At 66.6% G+C, this 20210-nt stretch carries 14 protein-coding genes and 1 riboswitch; of the genes, 6 read left to right on the forward strand and 8 right to left on the reverse strand.

The annotated features are described in order from the left end of the window. Positions 1-578: 578 nt before the first annotated feature. Positions 579-3458, reverse strand: a complete 2880-nt coding sequence (gcvP, locus tag K4043_RS10240) for an aminomethyl-transferring glycine dehydrogenase (RefSeq protein ID WP_259259513.1) — start codon at positions 3456-3458, stop codon at positions 579-581. 89 nt (positions 3459-3547) lie between these two features. Continuing rightward, a riboswitch (glycine riboswitch) is annotated at positions 3548-3650 on the reverse strand. Between the two features lie 280 nt (positions 3651-3930). Between gcvP and K4043_RS10245 the strand changes: the two genes are divergently transcribed. Together K4043_RS10245 and K4043_RS10250 are read left to right on the forward strand one after the other, a co-directional pair. Further along, the gene (locus K4043_RS10245; RefSeq protein WP_123730504.1) at positions 3931-5154 is read left to right on the forward strand and encodes a multidrug effflux MFS transporter; all 1224 of its coding nucleotides are present in this window, start codon (positions 3931-3933) and stop codon (positions 5152-5154) included. Between the two features lie 72 nt (positions 5155-5226). Further along, positions 5227-5613: a hypothetical protein gene (locus tag K4043_RS10250; RefSeq protein WP_123730505.1), complete on the forward strand. Its 387-nt coding sequence runs from the start codon at positions 5227-5229 to the stop codon at positions 5611-5613. A gap of 138 nt (positions 5614-5751) precedes the next feature. Here the strand turns inward: K4043_RS10250 and K4043_RS10255 are convergent, their stop codons facing one another. From K4043_RS10255 to K4043_RS10270, 4 genes are all read right to left on the reverse strand, one after another. Beyond that, positions 5752-7746, reverse strand: coding sequence for a M2 family metallopeptidase (locus tag K4043_RS10255; protein WP_265309260.1), 1995 nt, complete (start codon positions 7744-7746; stop codon positions 5752-5754). Positions 7747-8323: 577 nt separating this feature from the next. Continuing rightward, complete coding sequence (locus K4043_RS10260; RefSeq protein WP_265309261.1) at positions 8324-9976, reverse strand: phosphoethanolamine transferase; 1653 nt, start codon at positions 9974-9976, stop codon at positions 8324-8326. Continuing rightward, complete coding sequence (locus K4043_RS10265; protein WP_265309262.1) at positions 9973-10743, reverse strand: phosphatase PAP2 family protein; 771 nt, start codon at positions 10741-10743, stop codon at positions 9973-9975. Before K4043_RS10265 ends, K4043_RS10260 begins: the two co-directional genes overlap by 4 nt. Positions 10744-10844: 101 nt before the next feature. Next, positions 10845-12554, reverse strand: coding sequence for a glycosyltransferase family 39 protein (locus tag K4043_RS10270; protein ID WP_265309263.1), 1710 nt, complete (start codon positions 12552-12554; stop codon positions 10845-10847). A gap of 131 nt (positions 12555-12685) precedes the next feature. Here K4043_RS10270 and K4043_RS10275 point away from each other — a divergent pair, with 131 nt between their 5' ends. The 3 genes from K4043_RS10275 to K4043_RS10285 all read left to right on the forward strand — a co-directional run bounded on the left by K4043_RS10275 (position 12686) and on the right by K4043_RS10285 (position 16070). Next, positions 12686-13387 (forward strand): response regulator transcription factor, encoded by a 702-nt coding sequence (locus K4043_RS10275; RefSeq protein WP_265309265.1) that lies wholly within the window; start codon positions 12686-12688, stop codon positions 13385-13387. Next, positions 13374-14705 (forward strand): HAMP domain-containing sensor histidine kinase, encoded by a 1332-nt coding sequence (locus tag K4043_RS10280; protein ID WP_265309266.1) that lies wholly within the window; start codon positions 13374-13376, stop codon positions 14703-14705. The genes K4043_RS10275 and K4043_RS10280 overlap by 14 nt, the downstream gene beginning before the upstream one ends. 114 nt (positions 14706-14819) lie before the next feature. Further along, a complete protein-coding gene (locus K4043_RS10285; protein WP_265309268.1) occupies positions 14820-16070 on the forward strand; it encodes a DUF819 family protein in 1251 nt (416 codons plus the stop codon). A gap of 146 nt (positions 16071-16216) precedes the next feature. Here K4043_RS10285 and K4043_RS10290 read toward each other — a convergent pair whose 3' ends face one another. Further along, on the reverse strand, positions 16217-16441 hold the full coding sequence (locus tag K4043_RS10290; RefSeq protein ID WP_019183464.1) for a CstA-like transporter-associated (seleno)protein: 225 nt from the start codon (positions 16439-16441) through the stop codon (positions 16217-16219). Continuing rightward, complete coding sequence (locus tag K4043_RS10295; protein WP_123730512.1) at positions 16441-18522, reverse strand: carbon starvation CstA family protein; 2082 nt, start codon at positions 18520-18522, stop codon at positions 16441-16443. The genes K4043_RS10290 and K4043_RS10295 overlap by 1 nt, the downstream gene beginning before the upstream one ends. A gap of 227 nt (positions 18523-18749) precedes the next feature. Here K4043_RS10295 and K4043_RS10300 point away from each other — a divergent pair, with 227 nt between their 5' ends. Beyond that, complete coding sequence (locus tag K4043_RS10300; protein WP_265309269.1) at positions 18750-19601, forward strand: pirin family protein; 852 nt, start codon at positions 18750-18752, stop codon at positions 19599-19601. A 124-nt stretch (positions 19602-19725) separates the two neighbouring features. On the opposite strand, the gene K4043_RS10305 is transcribed toward K4043_RS10300, so the two are convergent. Continuing rightward, positions 19726-20187 carry a hypothetical protein gene (locus K4043_RS10305; RefSeq protein ID WP_265309270.1) on the reverse strand — a complete coding sequence of 154 codons (462 nt, stop codon included), beginning with the start codon at positions 20185-20187 and terminating at the stop codon, positions 19726-19728. Positions 20188-20210 lie beyond the last annotated feature (23 nt).

Consider the following 20210-nt stretch of genomic DNA (forward strand, 5'->3'; position numbering starts at 1 on the left):
ATGGGAAGTCAAAAGCAGAACGCAGAACGCAGAACGCTGCCGAGCTGGTGTTGCGCTGCTCGCTTCTCGAATCTGGATACTCAGCGCTCAGCGCTCAGCGCTCAGTGCTCAATGCCCGATGCCCGATGCCCGATGCTCGATGCTCGATGCTCGATGCACAGTGTTCGATGTTCAACGCCAACGCCAACGCCAACGCCAACGCAGTTGCTGATGCTGATGCTGATGCTGATGCCCAAGTGATTGACTACAACGCGACGCGACGACGGCATGACCTACTGACGCTCATCTCCGCCGCAGGGCATCTGCGTTTGCTTTTTCATGGGCGACCGACAGACTGTCGAGGGCGGGGGTGTGTGGGTTGGCGGGACCATGAGCGCCATGGATGGCGCGACATGAGCCTCCATGGACGGATTCACGGCGTGTCCCGCGAACCCGCACACCCCTGCCCAGCCTGCAGAATCTGAAGGCGGCTATCCTCCGAGGCGCGCGGAAGCCGGGACGCGGGGAGTCGGTAGCAGCCCATAACAAAAACGGCCCGCTTGCGCGGGCCGTCTGCTGTTGCGTCAGGGTAGGGAGGCTTAGACCTCCACGCCCTCGTCTTCCTTGTACGCATCGACCGGGATGCAGGCGCACATCACGTTCTTGTCGCCGTAGACGTTGTCCACGCGCGCCACCGGCGGCCAGTACTTCTGCTGGCGCAGGCTGGCCAGCGGGAAGGCCGCCAGCTCGCGCGGGTAGGCGTGGGCCCACTCGCTGGCCGAGACCGCCGTGGCGGTGTGCGGGGCGTGCTTGAGCGGGTTGTCCTCGCGGTCCAGACGGCCGTCTTCGATCGCGGCGATTTCCTCGCGGATCTGGATCATCGCGTTGATGAAACGGTCCAGTTCGTGCAGCGATTCGCTCTCGGTCGGTTCCACCATCAGCGTGCCCGCGACCGGGAAGCTCAGGGTCGGGGCGTGGAAGCCGAAATCGATCAGGCGCTTGGCCACGTCCTCGGCGCCGATGCCGGAGGTCTTCTCCAGCGGACGCACGTCCAGGATGCACTCGTGCGCCACCAGGCCGTTGCGGCCGGTGTACAGCGTCTTGAAGTGCGGGGCCAGGCGCTTGGCGATGTAGTTGGCGTTGAGCAGGGCCACCTGGGTTGCCTTGCGCAGGCCGGCGGTGCCCATCAGCGTGATGTACATCCAGCTGATCGGCAGGATCGAGGCGCTGCCGAAGCTGGCCGCGCTGACCATGCCGACATCGCCTTCGCCGCCCAGCACCTTCGGCAGGAACGGGGCGAGGTGCGACTTGACCGCACACGGGCCGACGCCCGGGCCGCCGCCGCCGTGCGGGATGCAGAAGGTCTTGTGCAGGTTCAGGTGCGAGACGTCCGAGCCCCACTTGCCGGGCTTGGCCACGCCGACCAGGGCGTTCATGTTGGCGCCGTCGGTGTACACCTGGCCGCCGTGCTGGTGCACGATCTCGCAGATCTCCACCACCTCTTCCTCGAACACGCCGTGCGTGGACGGGTAGGTGATCATCAGTGCGGCCAGGCGGTCGCTGTACTTCTCCGCATTGATGCGGATGTCGTCCAGGTCGACGTTGCCGTTGGCGTCGGTCTTGGTCACCACGACCTTCATGCCGCACATCTGGGCCGAGGCCGGGTTGGTGCCGTGTGCCGAATCCGGGATCAGGCAGACGTCGCGATGGCCTTCGCCGCGCGAGCGGTGGTAGGCGCGGATCGCCAGCAGGCCGGCGTACTCGCCCTGCGCGCCGGAGTTCGGCTGCAGGCTGACCGCGTCATAGCCGGTGCACTCGACCAGCATCGCTTCCAGGCCGTCGATCAGCTCCTTGTAGCCGGTGGCCTGGTCGGCCGGAGCCAGCGGATGGATGTTGGCGAACTCCGGCCAGGTCACCGGGATCATCTCGGCGGTGGCGTTGAGCTTCATCGTGCAGCTGCCCAGCGGGATCATGGTGCGATCCATCGCCAGGTCCTTGTCCGCCAGCGAACGCAGGTACCGCAGCAGTTCGTGTTCGCTGTGGTGGGTGTTGAACACCGGGTGGGTCAGGAAGTCGCTGGTGCGCACCAGATCGGCCGGCAGCGCATCGGCGGTGGCCGCATCCAGTGCATCCACGTCGACCGTGGCACCGAACAGCTGGCCGAGCGCGACGATGTCGGCGCGGGTCGCGGTTTCATCCAGGCTGATGCCGACTGCATCGCTGTCGATCGCACGCAGGTTGATGCGCGCCGCCGCAGCCTTGGCGTGGATCGCCTTGGCGTCCACATCCTTGACGTGCAGGGTGTCGAAGAAGTGCTCGCCCACGTTGACGCCGGCGCCGCGCAGTGCGGCGGCCAGGATCGCGGCCAGGCGGTGGGTGCGACGGGCGATGCGGGTCAGGCCTTCCGGGCCGTGGTACACGGCGTACATCGAGGCCATCACCGCCAGCAGCACCTGCGCGGTACAGATGTTGGACGTCGCCTTCTCGCGGCGGATGTGCTGCTCGCGGGTCTGCAGGGTCAGGCGGTAGGCGGCATTGCCCTGCGCATCGACCGAGACACCGATCAGGCGGCCCGGCATCGAGCGCTTGTACGCATCGCGGCAGGCCATGAAGGCGGCGTGCGGGCCACCGAAGCCGAACGGCACGCCGAAGCGCTGCGAGTTGCCGACCACGATGTCCGCGCCCCATTCGCCGGGGGCGGCGATCAGGGTCAGTGCGAGCAGATCGGTGGCCACGGCGACCAGGCCGCCGCGCGCGTGGACGGCATCGGCCAGCGCCTTGTAATCGCCGATATGGCCGAAGGTGTCCGGGTACTGCAGCAACACGCCGTAGGCTTCGGCTTCCATCGCCTCGGCCGGGGTGCCCACGCGCAGCACGATGCCCATCGGCTCGGCGCGGGTGCGCAGCAGTTCCAGCGTCTGCGGGTGCACGGCGTCGTGCACGAAGAACGTATCGGACTTGGACTTGGCCGAGCGCTTGGCCAGCGTCATCGCTTCGGCCGCGGCGGTGGCTTCATCGAGCAGCGAGGCGTTGGCGATCTCCATGCCGGTGAGGTCCGCGCACAGCGTCTGGAAGTTGATCAGCGCTTCCATGCGGCCCTGCGAAATCTCGGCCTGGTACGGGGTGTAGGCGGTGTACCACGCCGGGTTTTCCAGCACGTTGCGCAGGATGACGTTCGGGGTCAGCGTGCCGTAGTAGCCCTGGCCGATGAAGGTGCGGAACACCTGGTTCTTGTCGGCGATGGCGCGGATCTTGGCCAGTGCCTGCACTTCGGTCAGCGACTCGGGCAGGTCGAGCGGTGCCGGCGATTTGATCCCGGCCGGGACGATCGCATCGGTCAGCGCGTCCAGCGAGGCATGGCCGACCACGTCGAGCATCTGCGCGATTTCGGCGTCGTTGGGGCCGATGTGGCGTTCGACGAACGCGTGGCTGTGTTCAAGCTCGCGCAGGGAGGGGGTGTTCTGGGACATGGCTGGCATCCGGAAGAGAGGGCACGCACGTTCGGAAGGCGGCCGGGGCCAGGGCGCGTCGCGGGCGACAGCGATCCACCGGACCTTGCGGTCTTCCTGGGTGCCCCTCTGTCCTTTTGCCTGAGAGTTTAAAAGCGCGCATCTGCGTGCTTCGTGCCCCTTCGGCGCCGGCAATGGGCCGGTCTCTCCAGAGTTTTGGTACGGGTGGTATCGGGCCTGAGCGATTACGGGCGTTGCGCCTTCGGCAGCGGGTATCCGCTTCTCCCACCATGTAGCGGGGCGATTATAGCCCAGCGCTTTGACTCGCTGGGCCTTTCCAGCACCTGAATACGGGGGCGCACGGACCCCGGAAACCGCGTCTGGCCATGGTGCCGGGGGCGGCAAAGGCCTATGATCAATGGATCCTCGTATTCATCTGGCGCCGCCCGTTCCGGGCCAGGCGCCCGCCGTGCAGTGCGCATGGCCGCTGACGGAAGCCCGCATGACGCCCGCCTCACCCTCGACCCGCCGTCTGGCCCTGCTGCTTGCAGGCCTGGCGATGTTCGGTCCGTTCTCGATCGACACCATTTTCCCGGCCTTCCTGTTGCTGGGCGAGCGCATGCAGGTGGATCAGGTCGCGGTGCAGCAGACCATCAGCGTCTACCTGCTGTTCTATGGCCTGATGAGCCTGGCGCACGGCCCGCTGTCGGATGCCTTCGGCCGCAAGCGGGTGATCATCGGCGGGCTGGTGTTGTTCATCGGCGCCTCGATCGGCTGTGCGCTGTCGCGGGACATGACCACGTTGCTGGTGTTCCGCGCGTTGCAGGGCGTGACCGCCGGCGTCGGCGTGATCGTCGGCCGCGCGGTGATCCGCGATCTGTACCACGGTGCCGACGCGCAGCGCTTGATGAGCCAGGTCTCGATGATCTTCGGCGTGGCCCCAGCGATCGCCCCGATCATCGGTGGCTGGATCCTGCTCGGCGGCGGCGACTGGCCGCTGATCTTCTGGTTCCTGGTGCTGTTCGGCGTGGTCCTGCTGCTGGCCACGGGCAAGTGGCTGCCGGAAACCCATCCGGTCGAGGCGCGCACGCCACTGTCGATGCGTGAACTGCTGCGCAGCTATGCCCGCATGGGCTCCAACGCGCGCCTGCTGCGGCTGTCGGCCGCCGGTGCGCTGAATTTCTCCGGCATTTTCCTGTACATCGCCTCGGCGCCGGTGCTGGTGATGCAGCACCTCAAGCTGGGCGAGGGCGGTTTTGCCTGGTTGTTCATTCCAACCATCGGCGGCATGACGATGGGCTCGTTCCTGTCCGGTCGGATGGCCGGGCGGATCCTGCCGCAGCGGCAGATCGCGATCGGATTCGGCCTGTGCGCAGTGTCGGCCGTGCTCAACATCACCTACGTGCTGTCCGTGCAGCAGATCGCGCTGCCGTGGGCGGTGATGCCGATCTTCCTGGGCGGCGTGGGCATGGCGCTGATCTTCCCGGTGCTGGCGCTGGCGGTCCTGGACATGTACCCGCACCAGCGCGGCCTGGCGTCTTCGATGCAGATGTTCATCCAGCTGATGATCAACACCGTCGTGGCCGGTGTGGTCTCGCCGATGCTCAGCAGCAGTCCGGTGCATCTGGCGTTGGGCTACATGGGCTTCTTCGCGCTGGGCGGCTCGTTCTGGTACTGGGAGCGCTATTGTGAGCGCCGCCGCGAAGTACTGACACCCATCGAGTAGGCCACGCGGCTGGCGGGTCCATCAGGGCCCGTGCGGTATCCTTTGCCCTTTCATGCAGTCCGGAAGCCCCTGATGTCGACCACCTCCAAACTGCGCCGCGACATCCGCCGGCGCCGTGAAACCCTGGCCGCCAACCGCGAGCAGGCCGCCACCCCGCCGGTCGAGCCGCATGCCGAACTGCGCGACCAGCAACGTACGCTGCTGGCCGGCGTGGTACGCCGCGATGGCGAGTGGGTGCTGGGCATGGATGGGCGTATCGCCGGCCAGACCACCAGCGCGGCACGCGTGCTGGCCTTGATCATGCAGGCCGCCGAACTGCACGAGCGGCAGGGCACGCCGGTCCGGCTGGTGTACTCGGACGCGTTGAAGGATGCCGCGCACGCCGAGGCCAAGGCCGACGGCATGGACTTCGAGCAGTTCAAGACCGAGCTGGCGGCCGCCCTGAAACCCAAGTCGTAGCGCTACGCCACGCGTGGTTGCACCTGCTCCCGGCCCATCGAGGCCGGACGCAGGCCAAAGCGTCAGGGACAAGAAAACCGGCCTTTCGGCCGGTTTTTTCATTGCAGGCTGCGGCCGGGCAGGGCCCGGCCCAACCGGTTACGGTGCCGCGGGCGCCGTCGGTGCGGCCGGGGCGGCAGCCGTGGCCGCCGGTACCTGCCAACCACACATCTGGCCCTGGTTCTGCTGCTTGAGCCATTCGTTGACCGGGGTGAAGTACTCGATCATCGGGCCGGCATCGAGCTTGTCGCCGCCGGTGATTTCCTTCAGCGTGGCCTGCCACGGCTGGCTGGCGCCCTTGCTCAGCATTGCCCAGAACTTCTGGCCGGCTTCCTTGTTGCCGTAGAAGCTGCACTGGTGCAGCGGGCCCTTGTAGCCGGAGGCGTCGCACAGGCCCTTGTAGAACTGGAACTGCAGGATGCGGGCCAGGAAGTAACGGGTGTACGGGGTGTTGCCCGGCACGTGGTACTTGGCACCCGCGTCGAAGAACTCCTCTCCGCGTGCGCTGGCCGGCGCCACACCCTGGTACTTGGCCTTCAGGTCCCACCATGCCTGGTTGTAGTGGTCCGGGGTGATCGAGCCATCGAACACACCCCAGCGCCAGCGGTCGATCATCAGGCCGAACGGCAGGAACGACACGCCGCTCAGGGCCATGCGCATCTGCGCGTTGATGGTCGCCTCGCGGCTTTCCTGCGGGGTGTCGACCAGGCCGATCGAGTTGAGGTACTGCGGCGTCATCGCCAGCACGATGGTGTCGCCGATCGCCTCATGGAAGCCATCGTTGGCACCGCCCTGGAACAACGGCGGCAGCGGGTTGTAGGCCAGGTCGTAATAGATGTGGCCCAGCTCGTGGTAGATGGTGGTGAAGTTTTCTTCGTTCGGCTTGATGCACATCTTGGTGCGCACGTCGCCTTCCATGTTCATGTCCCACGCGCTGGCGTGGCAGACCACATCACGGTCCAGCGGCTTGATGAACTGGGTCTTGTCCCAGTAGGACTTCGGCAGTGCCGGCATGCCGAGCGAGACATAGAAGTCCTGCGCGCGCTCGGTCATCTGCTTGGCGGTGCGCAGTTCGGCTTCACGCTGCGCCTTGTACAACGCTTCCACGTTCGCGCCGCTGCCGGCCTTGGCCAGTGCGCCACTGAGGTTGGTCTGGTACTGCTTTTCCAGTGCGGCGGTGATGTCCAGGTTGCCGGCACCGGGATACGGCTCCAGCTGGTCCCACAGGTTGGACCAGTCCTGCTGCCACATGTTGCCGGTCAGGTGCGCGGCGATCAGGCCGCCATTGACCTCGGCTTTGTCCTTGCCGTACGTGCCGTCCAGCTTGGTGCGGGCATAGCAGTGCAGCTGCTCGTACATCGGCTTGACCTGGTCCCAGAGACGGTCGGTTTCCGGGCCGATCTGGTCGGCGGGCATGTCATAGCCGCTGCGCCACATCTGGCCGGCATCGGCGAAGCCCATTTCCTTGGCGCCTTCATTGACCAGGCTGACGAAGCGTTCGTAATCGGCGCGCATCGGCTTGGTGGTGCCGTGCCAGCCCTGCCAGGCGTCGAGCTGCTTGTCGTAGTCGCGGCTGCGGGCGAGGACCTGTTCCAGATCGCCGAGCTGGCGGCAGGTCTGCGGGTTGGCTTCATCGGTGCAGTATTTGCCGGAGCCGTAGGCGCCTTCCATGCGGCTGGCGATGCGGGTCAGCTCGGAGAGCTTGGCCGGGTCGCGCGGGGCGGGCATGGAGGTCATCAGCTTGAGCAGGTGGATCTGGCGCTTGGTGTCTTCGCTCATGGGCTGGCCGTCGTACTGGCCGGCCTGGGTGATCCAGCCATTGAGGACGGTGAGCCAGCGTTCGTTGGCCTTGGCCGCGACGCGCTCGGAATCGTCGTTGATGTAGGTCGAGGACAGCCACTGGGCCGAGGTCATTTCCGGGTACATGGCTTTGTACTCGGCGTTGACGCGGGCGATGAACTGGTCCGCGGTTTCCTTGGACTGGGTGGTGCCCGTGGCCGGTGCATCGGCGGGGGACGGGTCCTTCTGGCAGGCCGCCAGCGTCAGTGCGGCAGCACTGACTGCCAGGGCCAGCAGGAGCAGGCGGTGGTTCACGGGCACATCCTTGGGTGGTGACAGACCGGCGAAGGCTAGTGAAGCGCCGGGCGCACCGCAAGGGGCAGGGCAGCAGGGTTCGCGTGGGATCGTAGCGCCAACGTCAACGGCGTGGCGTCATTGCATCGTGGTTTGGGTCGGTGCGGGCGGGGTGTCGGGACCCGCCGTGAGCCCATCCATGGGGGCTCGATATGCGCCATCCATGGCGCATAACGGTCCCGCCAACCCACCCACACCGCCCCGTCGACAGTGGGTCGGTGCGCATGGGAACAACAACGGCTCGAGACCAACCCACAGCCGAAGCCATTGTCTTTGCTCGACTATCCGCCGACGGACAGTGTGGGGGCGAGGCAGGCCATACCGTGGCGGGACCGTCGGGCGCCATGGATGGCGCACGTCGAGCCCCCATGGGTGAGAGCGCATTGCTTGCGAGGCACTGCCTCGCATGCGTTCGAACGCACAGCCGCCAGCGGCTGGGCCGGGCCGCGGAGCGGGGTTTACGGCGCGTCCCGCCACGGTATGGCCTGCCTCGCCCAAAACGGAAGAGCGAATAGCTGACAGCAGTGGTCGTTCCGCTTCAAACCTCGCACGACGCAAACAGATCCCGGTCACGTTCATACACCGACGTCTTGACCTGCATCAGTCCGAGTACCGACGGGAACAGATTGTCGTGGTCGGTGTACTTGCCCGCACGCTCCCGCACGCAGGCCAGGTTGAGCCCGCGATTGGCCGCGAAGGACGGCGAGAACCACATCGTCATCGGCACGCGGGTCTGCTCCTGCGGGGCGATCGCATACGGCACGCCGTGCAGATACAAGCCCTTTTCGCCCAGCGATTCACCGTGATCGGAGAGGTAGATCATCGCCGTGTCGTAGTCGTCCATGCCTTTCAGCGTGCCGATCGTGCGCGACAGCAGGTGATCGGTGTACAGCAGCGCATTGTCGTAGCTGTTGGTGATCTGCTCGCGGCTGCACTTGCCCAGGTCCGGCGTGTCGCAGGTCGGCGTGAAGCGACGGAAGCGCGCCGGATAGCGTTCGAAGTAGCTCGGGCCGTGGTTGCCCAGCTGATGCAGCACCACCACGCGGTCGCCCGGTCTGGCGCGCACCTGGGTGGCCAGATCGTCGATCAGGATCTCGTCCATGCAACGCCCGTTGGCGCACAGGGTCGGGTGCCTGGCATCGTCCAGTGCCTGCATTTCCAGACCCTCGCACACGCCCTTGCAGCCGGACTGGTTGTCGCGCCACAAGGTGCTGATGCCCGCGTGGTCCAGCACGTGCAGCAGTGACTGGTGTGCGCGGATCTTCGTTTCGTCGTAGTCATGCCGCCCGTACGGCGAGAACAGGCAGGGCAGGGAGACCTCGGTACTGGTGCCGCAGGAGTGCATGTCCGGGAAGTTGATCACCCCGGCCTGGGCCAGTTCCGGCGTGGTCTGCCTGGCATAGCCGTTGAGGCCCCAGTTCTGCGCGCGTGCGGTCTCGCCCATCACGATCACCAGCAAACGCGGGCGGCCGCCCGCAGCACGTGGAGTCGCTTTGGCATCCATGCCGATCGGCAGCTTGGGAGCGCGCTGGATCGGATTGTCACCACGCAGTGCCTTGGGCAGGCCGAGCAGGAAGTTGCCGGGCGTGGCCAGGTAACGCACCTCGCGCTGGTTGCGCATCAGCGATGACATTTCCTGGAAGGACAGCATCGCCCCGCCGAAGGCGATCAGCGCCGACAGCAGCAGGAAACCGATGCGCCACAGCAGCGCCCTGCCCAGCGTGCGCCGGCGCAGCTGCACGCGCCACAGCAGCAGCATGGGGGCGAGGGCCAACAGCAGCAGCGGCAGGATCAGCGTAGGGGTGATCAGCTCGCCGCTTTCCTTGTGATCGGTCGCCAGCACATTGCGCAGCATGTCCGCATCCAGATAGATGTGGTAACTGCTCATGTAGTGCGCGGCCAGTGCGGTGCCGAGCAGCAGCACACTGATCACGACCTTGGCATTCCAGCGCCAGACCAGCAGGCCCATCAACAGGCTGTGCGCGCCGACCAGGAACAGCAGCAGCGAGAGCGCGAAGCGGATGCTGCCCGGGTGGGTCGCCATCGCGTTGCGCCAGAACAGGCCATTGCAGGCCAGCGCGAAGAACACGCTGGTGAGCACGATCAGGGTCTCGGTCGTGCACTGCGGACGCCACGCACGCAGGGTGGCCAGTGCGGGAAAGCGCGCAACGCGTGGAAGGGTCGCGCTCATGCTGCGTCTTCCTGCGCGATGCCCGGTGCAGCGCTGCGTTCGCGCAACCGGACGCGTTCAACCAGCAGATGCAGGCTCAGCGATACCGCCCAGCAGGTGGCCAGCGTCCACAGGTCGTGCGAGAGAAAGTGGGCACCGCGCAACTGCTGCGAGAACCCGAACAGCCCACCGGCCAGCAGGCCGACCCCAAGGCCACGCCACCGCCACGCCGGGCGCACCATCAGGGCGAAGAAATACAGGCTGATCCAGGCGAAGCCAGCGCTGGAGTGCCCGCCGGGAAAACACACACCGCGCGGCATGCCGGTCGGGCGGATCGAGAACAGGCCGATGAACGGGCGGGTGCCGCCGTAGCGGGCCAGATCCCACGGGCAGTCCATGTTGGTCAGTGACTTGAGCAGCGAGACCAGACCGGTCCCCAGCGCGACCGCCAGCACCAGGTACAGCAGCGGCCAGCGCCATGCGGCCGCGCGCTCACTGCGCCAGGCGTGGGTGCACAGCACGATCGCCGCCAGTGCCGCGGCACTGCTGGCCCATTTGCCGGCGTGATGGATCAGGTGAGTGGTGACCCAAGCGTTCTGCAGCGCCCACTGTTGCCCCTCCAGGCGATACCACTGGTCGGCCAGCCACTGGTCGCCCCCGACGCCCATCAGCACAGCGCTGGCGAGCAGGGTCAACGCCAGCGGAGCCCAGAGGTGGTCGCGGAGGAAGCGCGGCGTGGCGGTCGCCACTGGCGCGGAGGAAACGGCAACGGTGGACGCTGGGAACATGGACAATGGGGCCGGCGGGAGATTCCGGCGCCATGGTCGTCAGCGGGGTGTCGGAGAGCGGTCGGAGCGATGTTGCCCGTCAGTTAAGCGCGACCCATCGTTCAGTCTTCTTCGTCCCGCCCGGTGTCGTTGGCCGTCACTGCGGCATGGCAGTCCGCTCGCCACGCGGTTCCCGGGAACAGCAGCCAGCGGTTGCGGTTGGCGCTGCCGATCTCGATCACCGCCGAGGGATCCACGCACGGGCTGATCGCCTCATCAAGCACCAGCAGCCAGCGCTGTGCTGGCGCCTGCGCCAGCCACGGGCCGGCGGCCTGCCATTGCTGCTCCCATGGCGTCTTGAAGCCGAAATCGGTCACCGGGCGGTCGGCCTGCAGCAGGTTCTGCTCGCGCCAGGCCACTACACCCAGCTCGGCCTCCGGCCCGATCCGTGCGCCCACCCGCTGCATCACGGCGGAGGCGGAGCTGTACGGATCCAGCGTGGGCATCAACACCCAGCCGTACAGATTCCAGAGCAGGAAGGCGGTCGCCACCACCAGTGCGCCCGCGCGCCGTTGGCGCCACCACAGCGCCAAGGCCAGCAGCGCCACGCCGAAGGCGATCAACCAGCCGCCCAGCACGGGCAGCAGTGCATCGGGCATGGCACGTCGGGCCAGCTGGAGGTGCGCCCACGCGCTGCCGCTCCACAGCTGCGTGCCGATGTACAGCGCCGCTGCGCCCAGCACGGCGACATACGCCCACAGCAGCCAGCGCAGCCCGGCCCGGCGCAGCAGCCCGGGCAGCAGCGGTGCGGCGGCCAGGCATAGCGCGGGCAGCATCGGGAAGAGGTACACCTCGCGCTTGCCCGGGCTGGCACTGAAGAATACGAGTACCAGCAGCGCCCAGCCCAGCAACAGCCACCAGCGCCCGTCCAGGCGGTTGAGGCGGCGCCACCACGCGGGGATCAGCGCCGGCAACAGCAGGCTGCCGGGCAGCCACAACGTCGCCATCACCTGCAGGTAGTACCACGCCGGCTTCACGTGGTGCCAGGCGTTCGCGTAGCGGGTGCCGGTCTGCTTGAACAGCAGTTCGCGCGCATACGCGTGCAGGGCGGGGTCGGGCGAGTGCAGCAGCGCCACCCCCAGCGGTGCCAGCCAGACCGCGGTGCCGAGCAGGAAGGCCGGCAGCAGCCACCACAGATCGCGCGCGGTGCCCGGCGGCAGCGCCGTGCCACGGTTGCGCCAGCGCCACAGGGCAAACGGCACCAGCACCAGCAGCGGCAGGAAGCCGACGCCCTTGGTCACCGTGCCCAGCCCGGCGGCGAAGCCGGCCAGCCACAGCACCGGCCGGTTGCGGCGCTCCAGCAGGTGGCGCAGCAGCCCCCACAGCGACAGAGTGGTCATCGCTACCAGCACCATGTCGATCTGGGCCCGTTTGGCCATCAGGCCGAACTGCAGGCAGCTGAACAAGGCGAGCATCGCCCACCAGCCGATGCGTCGGGTCCACAGGCGTCGGCCGAGGTCCCAGGTCAGCCACAGCGTGAGCAGCGCGGCCAGCAGCGAGGGCACCAGAAAGGCGAGGGCCCAGCCGTCGAACAGCTGATGGCTGGCCGCCTGCATCCACATGAAGACCGGCGGCTTTTCCGCATACAGCTCGCTGCCACGGTGTGGCAGCAGCCACTGGCCGGACGCGACCATGGCCCGTGCTGCGAGCACGAAACGCGGTTCATCGGGCGGGGAGGGCTGGCGCAGGCCGATGCCGGCGGCCAGTGCCAGCAGCAGAGCGAGGCAGACCAGCACACGCGGCCACCGCCGCAGGAAGAAGGAGTCGGGCACGCGCAGGCTCGTCGGCAAAACAGCCACTGTCTCCCCGACAGCGTAGGAAAAGCGTCGTAAACCACCCCATTGCGACCGGATTCCGACACGGTTGCCGCTACCATGCGCTCAACCGGTCAAGAGAGTCTCCCATGCGGCTGCTGGTCATTGAAGACAACCGTCAGCTGGTTGCCAATCTATTCGATTATTTCGAGTCGCGGGGCCATGTGCTCGATGTCGCGCCCGACGGCGTGACCGGCCTGCACCTGGCCGTGTCGCAGCCTTATGACGCGCTGATCCTGGATTGGATGCTGCCGCGCATGGAAGGCCCGGAAGTGCTGCGCCGGCTGCGTGCCGACCACGGTTCGGAAGTGCCGGTGATCATGCTCACCGCGCGCGATGAGCTGCCGGACAAGATCGCCGGCTTCCGTGCGGGCGCCGATGATTACCTGACCAAGCCGTTCGCACTGCCCGAGCTGGAAGTGCGCCTGGAAGCATTGATGGTGCGGGCCAAGGGACGCAACCCGCGCAAGGTGCTGGAAGTGGCCGATCTCAAGCTGGATCTTGCCACGCTGGAGGCGCATCGCGACGGCAAGGTGCTGCACCTGTACCCGGCCTGCCGCAAGCTGTTGGAAGTGCTGATGCGGGCCAGCCCGGGCGCGGTGACCCGCCAGCAGCTGGAGTTCGCGCTGTGGGGCGACGAGTTGCCTGATGGCGATCTGCTGCGCTCGCATGTCTACGAGCTGCGTCGCAGCGTGGATGGCCCGTTCCAGCAGAAGTTGATCCACACGTTGCCACGGGTCGGCTACCGTTTGGGCGTGTCGGCCGCGGACGGTGCAGATGACGCGGCATAAGCGCACGCCAACGCCAGCGCCGATGCACCGGCGCATGGTCTGGTGGTTGCTGGGCTACCTGGCGCTGATCTCGCTGGCGGTATTCAGTGTCGGCAACTACGTGCATGAACATGCCGAGCACTCGGCGTGGCGCGCCCTGCTCAACTCCGAGCTGGACAGCATCGTCAACCACATCGAGCACGAGCCGCACTATCGCTGGCAGGATTCGGACACGCTGCGGTTGTTCTACCTCAACGGCAGCCCGACGGTGCCGGAAAGCCTGCGCACCCTGCATCCCGGGCTGCACGACGGCGTGGAGGTCACCGGTCGTGCCAGCGCCGTGATGGTCCGGGAGACCACGCAGCTGGGGCGGCTGGCGCTGGTGCTGGACATCAACGACTTCCATGAGCTGGAACAGTTCGCCACGCGCTGGGTGCTGCTGGCCGGCGTGCTGATGATCATCGTCACCGTGCTGATGGCGTCCTTCGGCGTCGGTCGTCTGGTACGGCCGCTGAGCTCGCTGGCCAAACGCATCGACGACCTGCACCCTGGGGTGCCCGGGCAGCGGGTGGAGGTGGACCCGCGCGCCAGCTCCGAGCTGTACGTGATCGCCAATGCGTTGAACGACTATCTGGCGCGCAACGAGCAGTTCGTCGAACGCGAGCGGATCTTCATCAGCACGGCCAGCCATGAACTGCGCACGCCGATCGCGGTGATCACCGGGGCTGCCGAGCTTGCGCTGGGCCAGCCGGAGATCCCCGACCGCGCGCGACAGCAGATGCAGCGTGTGCATCGCACGGCCCAAGGCGTGGAGCAGCTGATCCAGCTGCTGCTGGTGCTGGCGCGCGACCCGGCACGACTGGCAGCACTCGGCGAGCGCATTCCGCTCGATCTGCTGGTGCCGGACATCATTGAAGACCATCGTCACCTGATGGGCGACAAGGACCTGCGCATCGAGATCGATGGTCTGGCACGGGTGGATATCGTCGCGCCACTGGGCGTGGTCCAGGCGGCGATCGGCAATCTGCTGCGCAACGCCATCGAGAACAGCGGCCGCGGCACCATCCACATCCAGGTGTCCGATCAGGCGGTGGTGACCCTGCAGGATCCCGGGTTGGGCATGAGTCCGGAAGAAATCGCCGCCGTGCACGCGCGCATGGCACGAGGTGACCGCAATGAGCAGAGCGGAATCGGGCTGGAGCTGATCGCCCGGCTCTGTGAACACCTGGGCTGGGCGCTGCAGATCGCACCCTGCGTGCCACGCGGAACCTGTGTGATTCTCGATCTCGGTGCCTCGTTGCCGGAGGCCAACGCGCGTCCGTCGCTGCCTGAGACGTAATCAGCCCGCGCGCTGCGCTGCAAAGTGTGGCGTCGTGAAGACAATGTTAAGCTCCGGAGGCGCCGCTCTATGCGGCGCTTTTTTTTATCCCTTCGATCGACAGAGGATGGCGTGATGCCGACCGAACCCAGTACTGCCCTGATCACCAACGACATTGTCGGCCTCGGCCTGATCGCCGCCACCCTGGCCGTGATCTTCTGGGCCGCCAGCGGCCCGACCCCGATCCTCAAGAAAATTTTCGCGTGGGTGCCGGCCCTGCTGCTGTGCTACTTCATCCCGGCCATCTACAACACGGCCGGCCTCATCGACGGCCACAACACCTCGCTCTACAACCCGATCGCGCGTGACGTGCTGCTGCCCGCCGCGCTGGTGCTGCTGACGCTCTCGATCGATCTGAAAGGCATCCTGAAGCTGGGCCCGAAGCTGCTGGTGATGTTCTGCGCCGGCACGCTGGGCATCGTTCTCGGTGCGATCGTGTCGTTCCAGGCGATGTCCTGGATCCACCCGGCCACGGTGGCTGGCGATACCTGGAAGGGCATGGCCGCGTTGGCCGGCAGCTGGATCGGCGGCGGTGCCAACATGGTGGCGATGCGTGAAGTGTTCGGCACGGATGCGACCACCTTCGGCCAGTTCGCCGTGGTCGATGTGGCCTGCGCGAGCCTGTGGATGGCGGTGCTTCTGTTCCTGGCCAACCGCGCCCAGCAGATCGACACGCGCAATGGCGCCGATACCCGCGCCATCGATGAGATGAAGGCGCGGATTTCCGCCTACGAGGCGCAGAACGCGCGGATCCCCAGCCTGACCGACCTGATGGTGATCGTCGGCGTGGCGCTGGGCGGCGTCGGCCTGGCGCATGCCATCGCGGCGCCGCTGAGCGGCTGGTTCAAAGCCAATGTGAGCTGGGCCAGTCAGTTCAGCCTGGACAGCGCGTTCGTCTGGGTGGTGCTGTTGTCCACGGCGCTCGGCCTGGGCCTGAGCTTCACCCGTGCGCGGCGCCTGGAGTCGGCCGGTGCCTCGCGACTGGGCACGTTGTTCCTGTATTTCCTGATCGCCTGCATCGGCATGCAGATGGACCTGCTCTCGCTGCTCGATCGTCCGTGGCTGTTCGCGCTCGGCGCGATCTGGATGCTGACCCACATCCTGGTGCTGTGGATTGCAGCCAAGCTGCTGCGCGCGCCGCTGTTCTTCTTCGCGATCGGCTCGCAGGGCAATATCGGTGCAGCCGCATCGGCCCCCGTGGTCGCCGCCGCGTTCCATCCGTCGCTGGCGCCGGTCGGCGTGCTGCTGGGCACCGTGGGCTATGCCACCGGGACCGGCTTGGCGTATGTGACCGGGCTGATCCTGAAATGGATGGCGGGCGCGTAACGCACGCTGCCCATGGTGTTTCTGGAGGCGGCCTTGAGGGCCGCCTTTTTTTTGTGCGCTTCGCTCCTCTGCGTGGCCAGTATGCAGCCCAGTAAAAACGGCGGCGCTTTCGCGCCGCCGTGTTGGAGTTCATCCGCTGCCGGACGTCAGCAGCAGCGTCCGCCGTTCTTGCCGCTGTAACGCGCCTCCTGGCGCTCGCGGAAGAACGTCTTGTAGTCCATCGGTACACGGTCGGGATGTTTTTCCAGCACGTGCCGGACGTAGTTGTCGTAGTCGGGAATGCCGCAGCACAGCCGCGCGGTCTGCACCAGGCGCCGCCAGATGCGGCGGTGGGCCTGGTACTGACCGGCGGGGACGAGTTCGGTACTCATTACAGGTCCGCCATCTGGTGCGGCTCAAGCGCCACGTACGGGGTTTCCTTGTCGGTCCGCTGCGCGGTGCGACGGGCCATGAAGATGGTCTTGATCGCGTAGAACAGGATCGAGAACACCACGAACAGGAACAGGACGGTCAGGCCGGTGTTGACGTAGGCGTTGACCACGATCTGATGCATCTGGCCGACGGTCTTGGCCGGCGCGGTCAGCGTGCCGCTGGCGATCGCATCCTGGTACTTGTGGGCCTGGGCCAGGAAGCCCTGGGCCGGGTTCTTGTCGAAGATCTTGATCAGGCCCGCATACGTGGTGCAGATCAGCAGCCACACCGCCGGCACGCCGGTCACCCAGGCGAAGCGGTCACGCTTCATCTTGAACAGCACCACGGTGCCGAGCATCAGCGCGATACCGGCCAGCATCTGGTTGGAGATGCCGAACAGCGGCCACAAGGTCTGGATGCCACCGAAGGGATCGACCACGCCCGTGTAGAGCAGGTAGCCCCACAGCGCCACGCAACCGGCGGTGGCGATGATGTTGGCGGTCCACGATTCTGTCTTCTTCAGGGCCGGGATGAAGTTGCCCAGCAGGTCCTGCAGCATGAAGCGACCGGCACGGGTACCGGCGTCGACTGCGGTGAGGATGAACAATGCTTCGAACAGGATCGCGAAGTGATACCAGAACGCCATCATCGCGTTGCTGCCGCTGGGGATCGCCTCGTGCAGGATCTGCGCGATGCCCACCGCCAGCGTCGGTGCGCCACCGGCGCGGTGCAGGATGGTCGGCTCGCCGATCGCCGCGGCCGTGGCCTCCAGTTGCTCGGGGGTGATGATGAAGCCCCACGTATTGCTGATGTAGGCCGCAGCGGAGACCGCATCCGGGCCGATCACGGCTGCCGGCGCGTTCATGGCGAAGTAGATGCCCGGGTCGATGATCGAGGCGGCCACCAAGGCCATCACCGCGACGAACGATTCCATCAGCATGCCGCCGTAGCCGATGTAGCGCATGTGGCGCTCATTGGCGAGCAGCTTGGGCGTGGTGCCCGAGGCGATCAGGGCATGGAAGCCGGAAACCGCACCGCAGGCGATGGTGATGAACAGGAACGGGAACATCCCGCCTTTCCAGACCGGGCCGTCGCCACTGGCGGCGAACTGGGTCAGGGCCGGCATCTTCAGTTCCGGCATGACGATCAGGATGCCGATCGCCAGCGCCACGATGGTGCCGATCTTGAGGAAGGTGGACAGGTAATCGCGCGGGGCCAGCAGCAGCCACACCGGCAGCACCGAGGCCACGAAGCCGTAGCCGATGAGCATCCAGGTGATCTGGATCCCGGTGAAGGTGAAGGCCGGGCCCCAGACCGGATCGGCGGCGACCTTGCCACCGAACCAGATCGCGGCCAGCAGCAGGATCAGCCCGACCACGGAGATCTCGCCGATCTTGCCCGGGCGGATGTAACGCATGTACACGCCCATCAGGATCGCGATCGGCATGGTCGCGATGACCGTGAACATGCCCCAGGGGCTTTCGGCCAGCGCCTTGACCACCACCATCGCCAGCACCGCCAGGATGATGATCATGATCAGGAAGGCGCCGAACAAGGCGATGGTGCCGGGCACCGGCCCCATTTCCTCGCGCACCAGGTCACCCAGCGAGCGGCCGTTGCGGCGGCTGGAGAGGAACAGGATCATGAAATCCTGCACCGCGCCGGCCACGACCACGCCCACCACCAGCCAGAGCAGGCCGGGCAGGTAGCCCATCTGCGCGGCCAGCACCGGGCCGACCAGCGGGCCTGCGCCGGCGATGGCGGCGAAGTGGTGGCCGAACAGCACGTGTTTGTTGGTCGGGACGTAATCCAGGCCATCGTTGTTGATCACCGCGGGCGTGGCCCGGGTCGGATCGAGCTGCATCACCTTGTCGGCGATGAACAGGCTGTAGAAGCGATACGCGATGAGATAGATGGAGACCGCAGCGACGACGATCCACAGCGCATTGATGGGTTCACCGCGGCGCAGTGCGACGGTGCCTAGACAGAATGCGCCAAGCAGTGCGATGACTGCCCAACCCAGTTTTGAAAAACCTTTCATGAGATTGCGTCTCCCTGGAGATCGTCGTAAGAGTCCGCCTTGGCACTGACCGGGTCAATGCAATGGCGGGGGCTTGCCGCTAGTACTTTGGTCGTAGGGTGGGTGTGGCGCGTGCCTGTACACGTCGCCGGAACATCACGCTTGGAACAATCGGTTGCGGGCATGACCGTTGGCCGGGGGGACGCGTGCGCCCATCTTGTACCCAGTTTCCTCAGTCTGGAGTCACCATGAGCAGCCCAACCCCGGTGCGCGTGCTGCGCACCATCCGTGGCATGGCCACCTCCGATGGCGCCGGCGTGCGCCTGACGCGGGTGATCGGTGGCCCCTCGCTGCCCGATCTGGATCCGTTCCTGCTGCTGGATGAATTCGGCACGGACCGCGCCGAGGACTACATCGCAGGCTTCCCCAGCCATCCGCACCGTGGGTTCGAGACCGTGACCTACATGCTCGACGGGCGCATGCGGCACAAGGACAACCACGGCAACGAGGGCCTGCTGACGCCGGGCAGCGTGCAATGGATGACGGCCGGCCGCGGTCTCATCCACTCGGAGATGCCCGAGCAGGAATCCGGGCAGATGCGTGGGTTCCAGCTGTGGGTGAACCTGCCGGCGCGCGACAAGATGACCGACCCGAAGTACCAGGAGTTCGCGCCGGACCACATCCCGGTGACCGCGCCGGCCGACGGCGTGCAGGTCAAGGTCATCGCCGGTGAGGTGGGTGACACCGTTGGGCCGATCGTGCAGCCGGCCACCGATCCGGTGTACCTGGACATCACCCTGGATGCGCGCGCGGGCTGGAGCTACACGCTGCCGGATGGCCACAACGCCTTCGCGTACGTGTTCGAAGGGGGCCTGGAGATCGGCGAGGGCGACGACGCGCGCCCGGTGGCCAAGCAGGAAATGGCGGTGCTGGGCGGCGGTGAGCGGCTGACCCTGCGCGCAGGCGACACGGGTGCGCGCCTGATCCTGGTGGCGGGCCGCCCGCTGCGTGAGCCGGTGATGCGCCACGGGCCGTTCGTGATGAACACCAAGCAGGAGCTGATGCAGGCCTTCGTGGATTTCCAGGAAGGCCGTTTCTGAGGCGCGTTGGCACCGCTCGCTGGCCGGCAAACGCATGACACCTGACGGTGTGGGAGGCGCCGGCCAGCGGCCGGCGCTACCGTGGATGGCGGGATGAGTGCGGTGCACCGTCCCGGCCTCGTGCTCAGCGCCCGGCGGCCACGGCCGAGGGCGTCAGGTTCATGCCCTGCGCCAGCGATTGCAGCGAACCCAGTTCGCTCTTGTCGCCAGCGTACAGCGCGATCTGCGCGAAACGGTTCTTGTCGAACTTCACCACCGTGATCCGGCGCGTCTCATAGCCCGGCGGTTTCTGTCCACCCAGGTCGGGCTGGTACCAGTACAGCGTTTCACCGGCGAAGCTGCCTTTTTCCTGGCGCAGCGAGCGGTTCAACGGCAGCTCGGGATTGCGGGCGCTCAAGGTCAGGCTGAGCACTTCGCGCCCATCGGCGGCGGTGGCCTTGCACAGGATGAAGTCGCGCTGGGCGAGCTCCTGCCATTGCAGCCCGCTGCTGGCGGGCAGGGACGGACATTCGCTGGTCGATTGCGCCGCAACGGCGCCGGCGGTGACCAGCAGACATATACATACGACAGCGCGCAGGACGTTCATGATTCCCCCAAGGTCGATGATCG

The organism is Stenotrophomonas sp. SRS1, from assembly GCF_026130205.1.
In the GTDB taxonomy this organism is placed as follows: domain Bacteria; phylum Pseudomonadota; class Gammaproteobacteria; order Xanthomonadales; family Xanthomonadaceae; genus Stenotrophomonas; species Stenotrophomonas rhizophila_B.

Excerpts from the sequence above, each read along its gene's own strand:
- K4043_RS10245 (WP_123730504.1), top strand. The coding sequence starts at position 3,931 with ATGACGCCCGCCTCACCCTCGACCCGCCGTCTGGCCCTGCTGCTTGCA.
- K4043_RS10280 (WP_265309266.1), top strand. The coding sequence starts at position 13,374 with ATGACGCGGCATAAGCGCACGCCAACGCCAGCGCCGATGCACCGGCGC.
- K4043_RS10265 (WP_265309262.1), bottom strand. The coding sequence starts at position 10,743 with ATGTTCCCAGCGTCCACCGTTGCCGTTTCCTCCGCGCCAGTGGCGACC.
- K4043_RS10305 (WP_265309270.1), bottom strand. The coding sequence starts at position 20,187 with ATGAACGTCCTGCGCGCTGTCGTATGTATATGTCTGCTGGTCACCGCC.
- gcvP (WP_259259513.1), bottom strand. The coding sequence starts at position 3,458 with ATGCCAGCCATGTCCCAGAACACCCCCTCCCTGCGCGAGCTTGAACAC.
- K4043_RS10275 (WP_265309265.1), top strand. The coding sequence starts at position 12,686 with ATGCGGCTGCTGGTCATTGAAGACAACCGTCAGCTGGTTGCCAATCTA.
- K4043_RS10295 (WP_123730512.1), bottom strand. The coding sequence starts at position 18,522 with ATGAAAGGTTTTTCAAAACTGGGTTGGGCAGTCATCGCACTGCTTGGC.
- K4043_RS10260 (WP_265309261.1), bottom strand. The coding sequence starts at position 9,976 with ATGAGCGCGACCCTTCCACGCGTTGCGCGCTTTCCCGCACTGGCCACC.
- K4043_RS10300 (WP_265309269.1), top strand. The coding sequence starts at position 18,750 with ATGAGCAGCCCAACCCCGGTGCGCGTGCTGCGCACCATCCGTGGCATG.
- K4043_RS10285 (WP_265309268.1), top strand. The coding sequence starts at position 14,820 with ATGCCGACCGAACCCAGTACTGCCCTGATCACCAACGACATTGTCGGC.
- K4043_RS10250 (WP_123730505.1), top strand. The coding sequence starts at position 5,227 with ATGTCGACCACCTCCAAACTGCGCCGCGACATCCGCCGGCGCCGTGAA.
- K4043_RS10290 (WP_019183464.1), bottom strand. The coding sequence starts at position 16,441 with ATGAGTACCGAACTCGTCCCCGCCGGTCAGTACCAGGCCCACCGCCGC.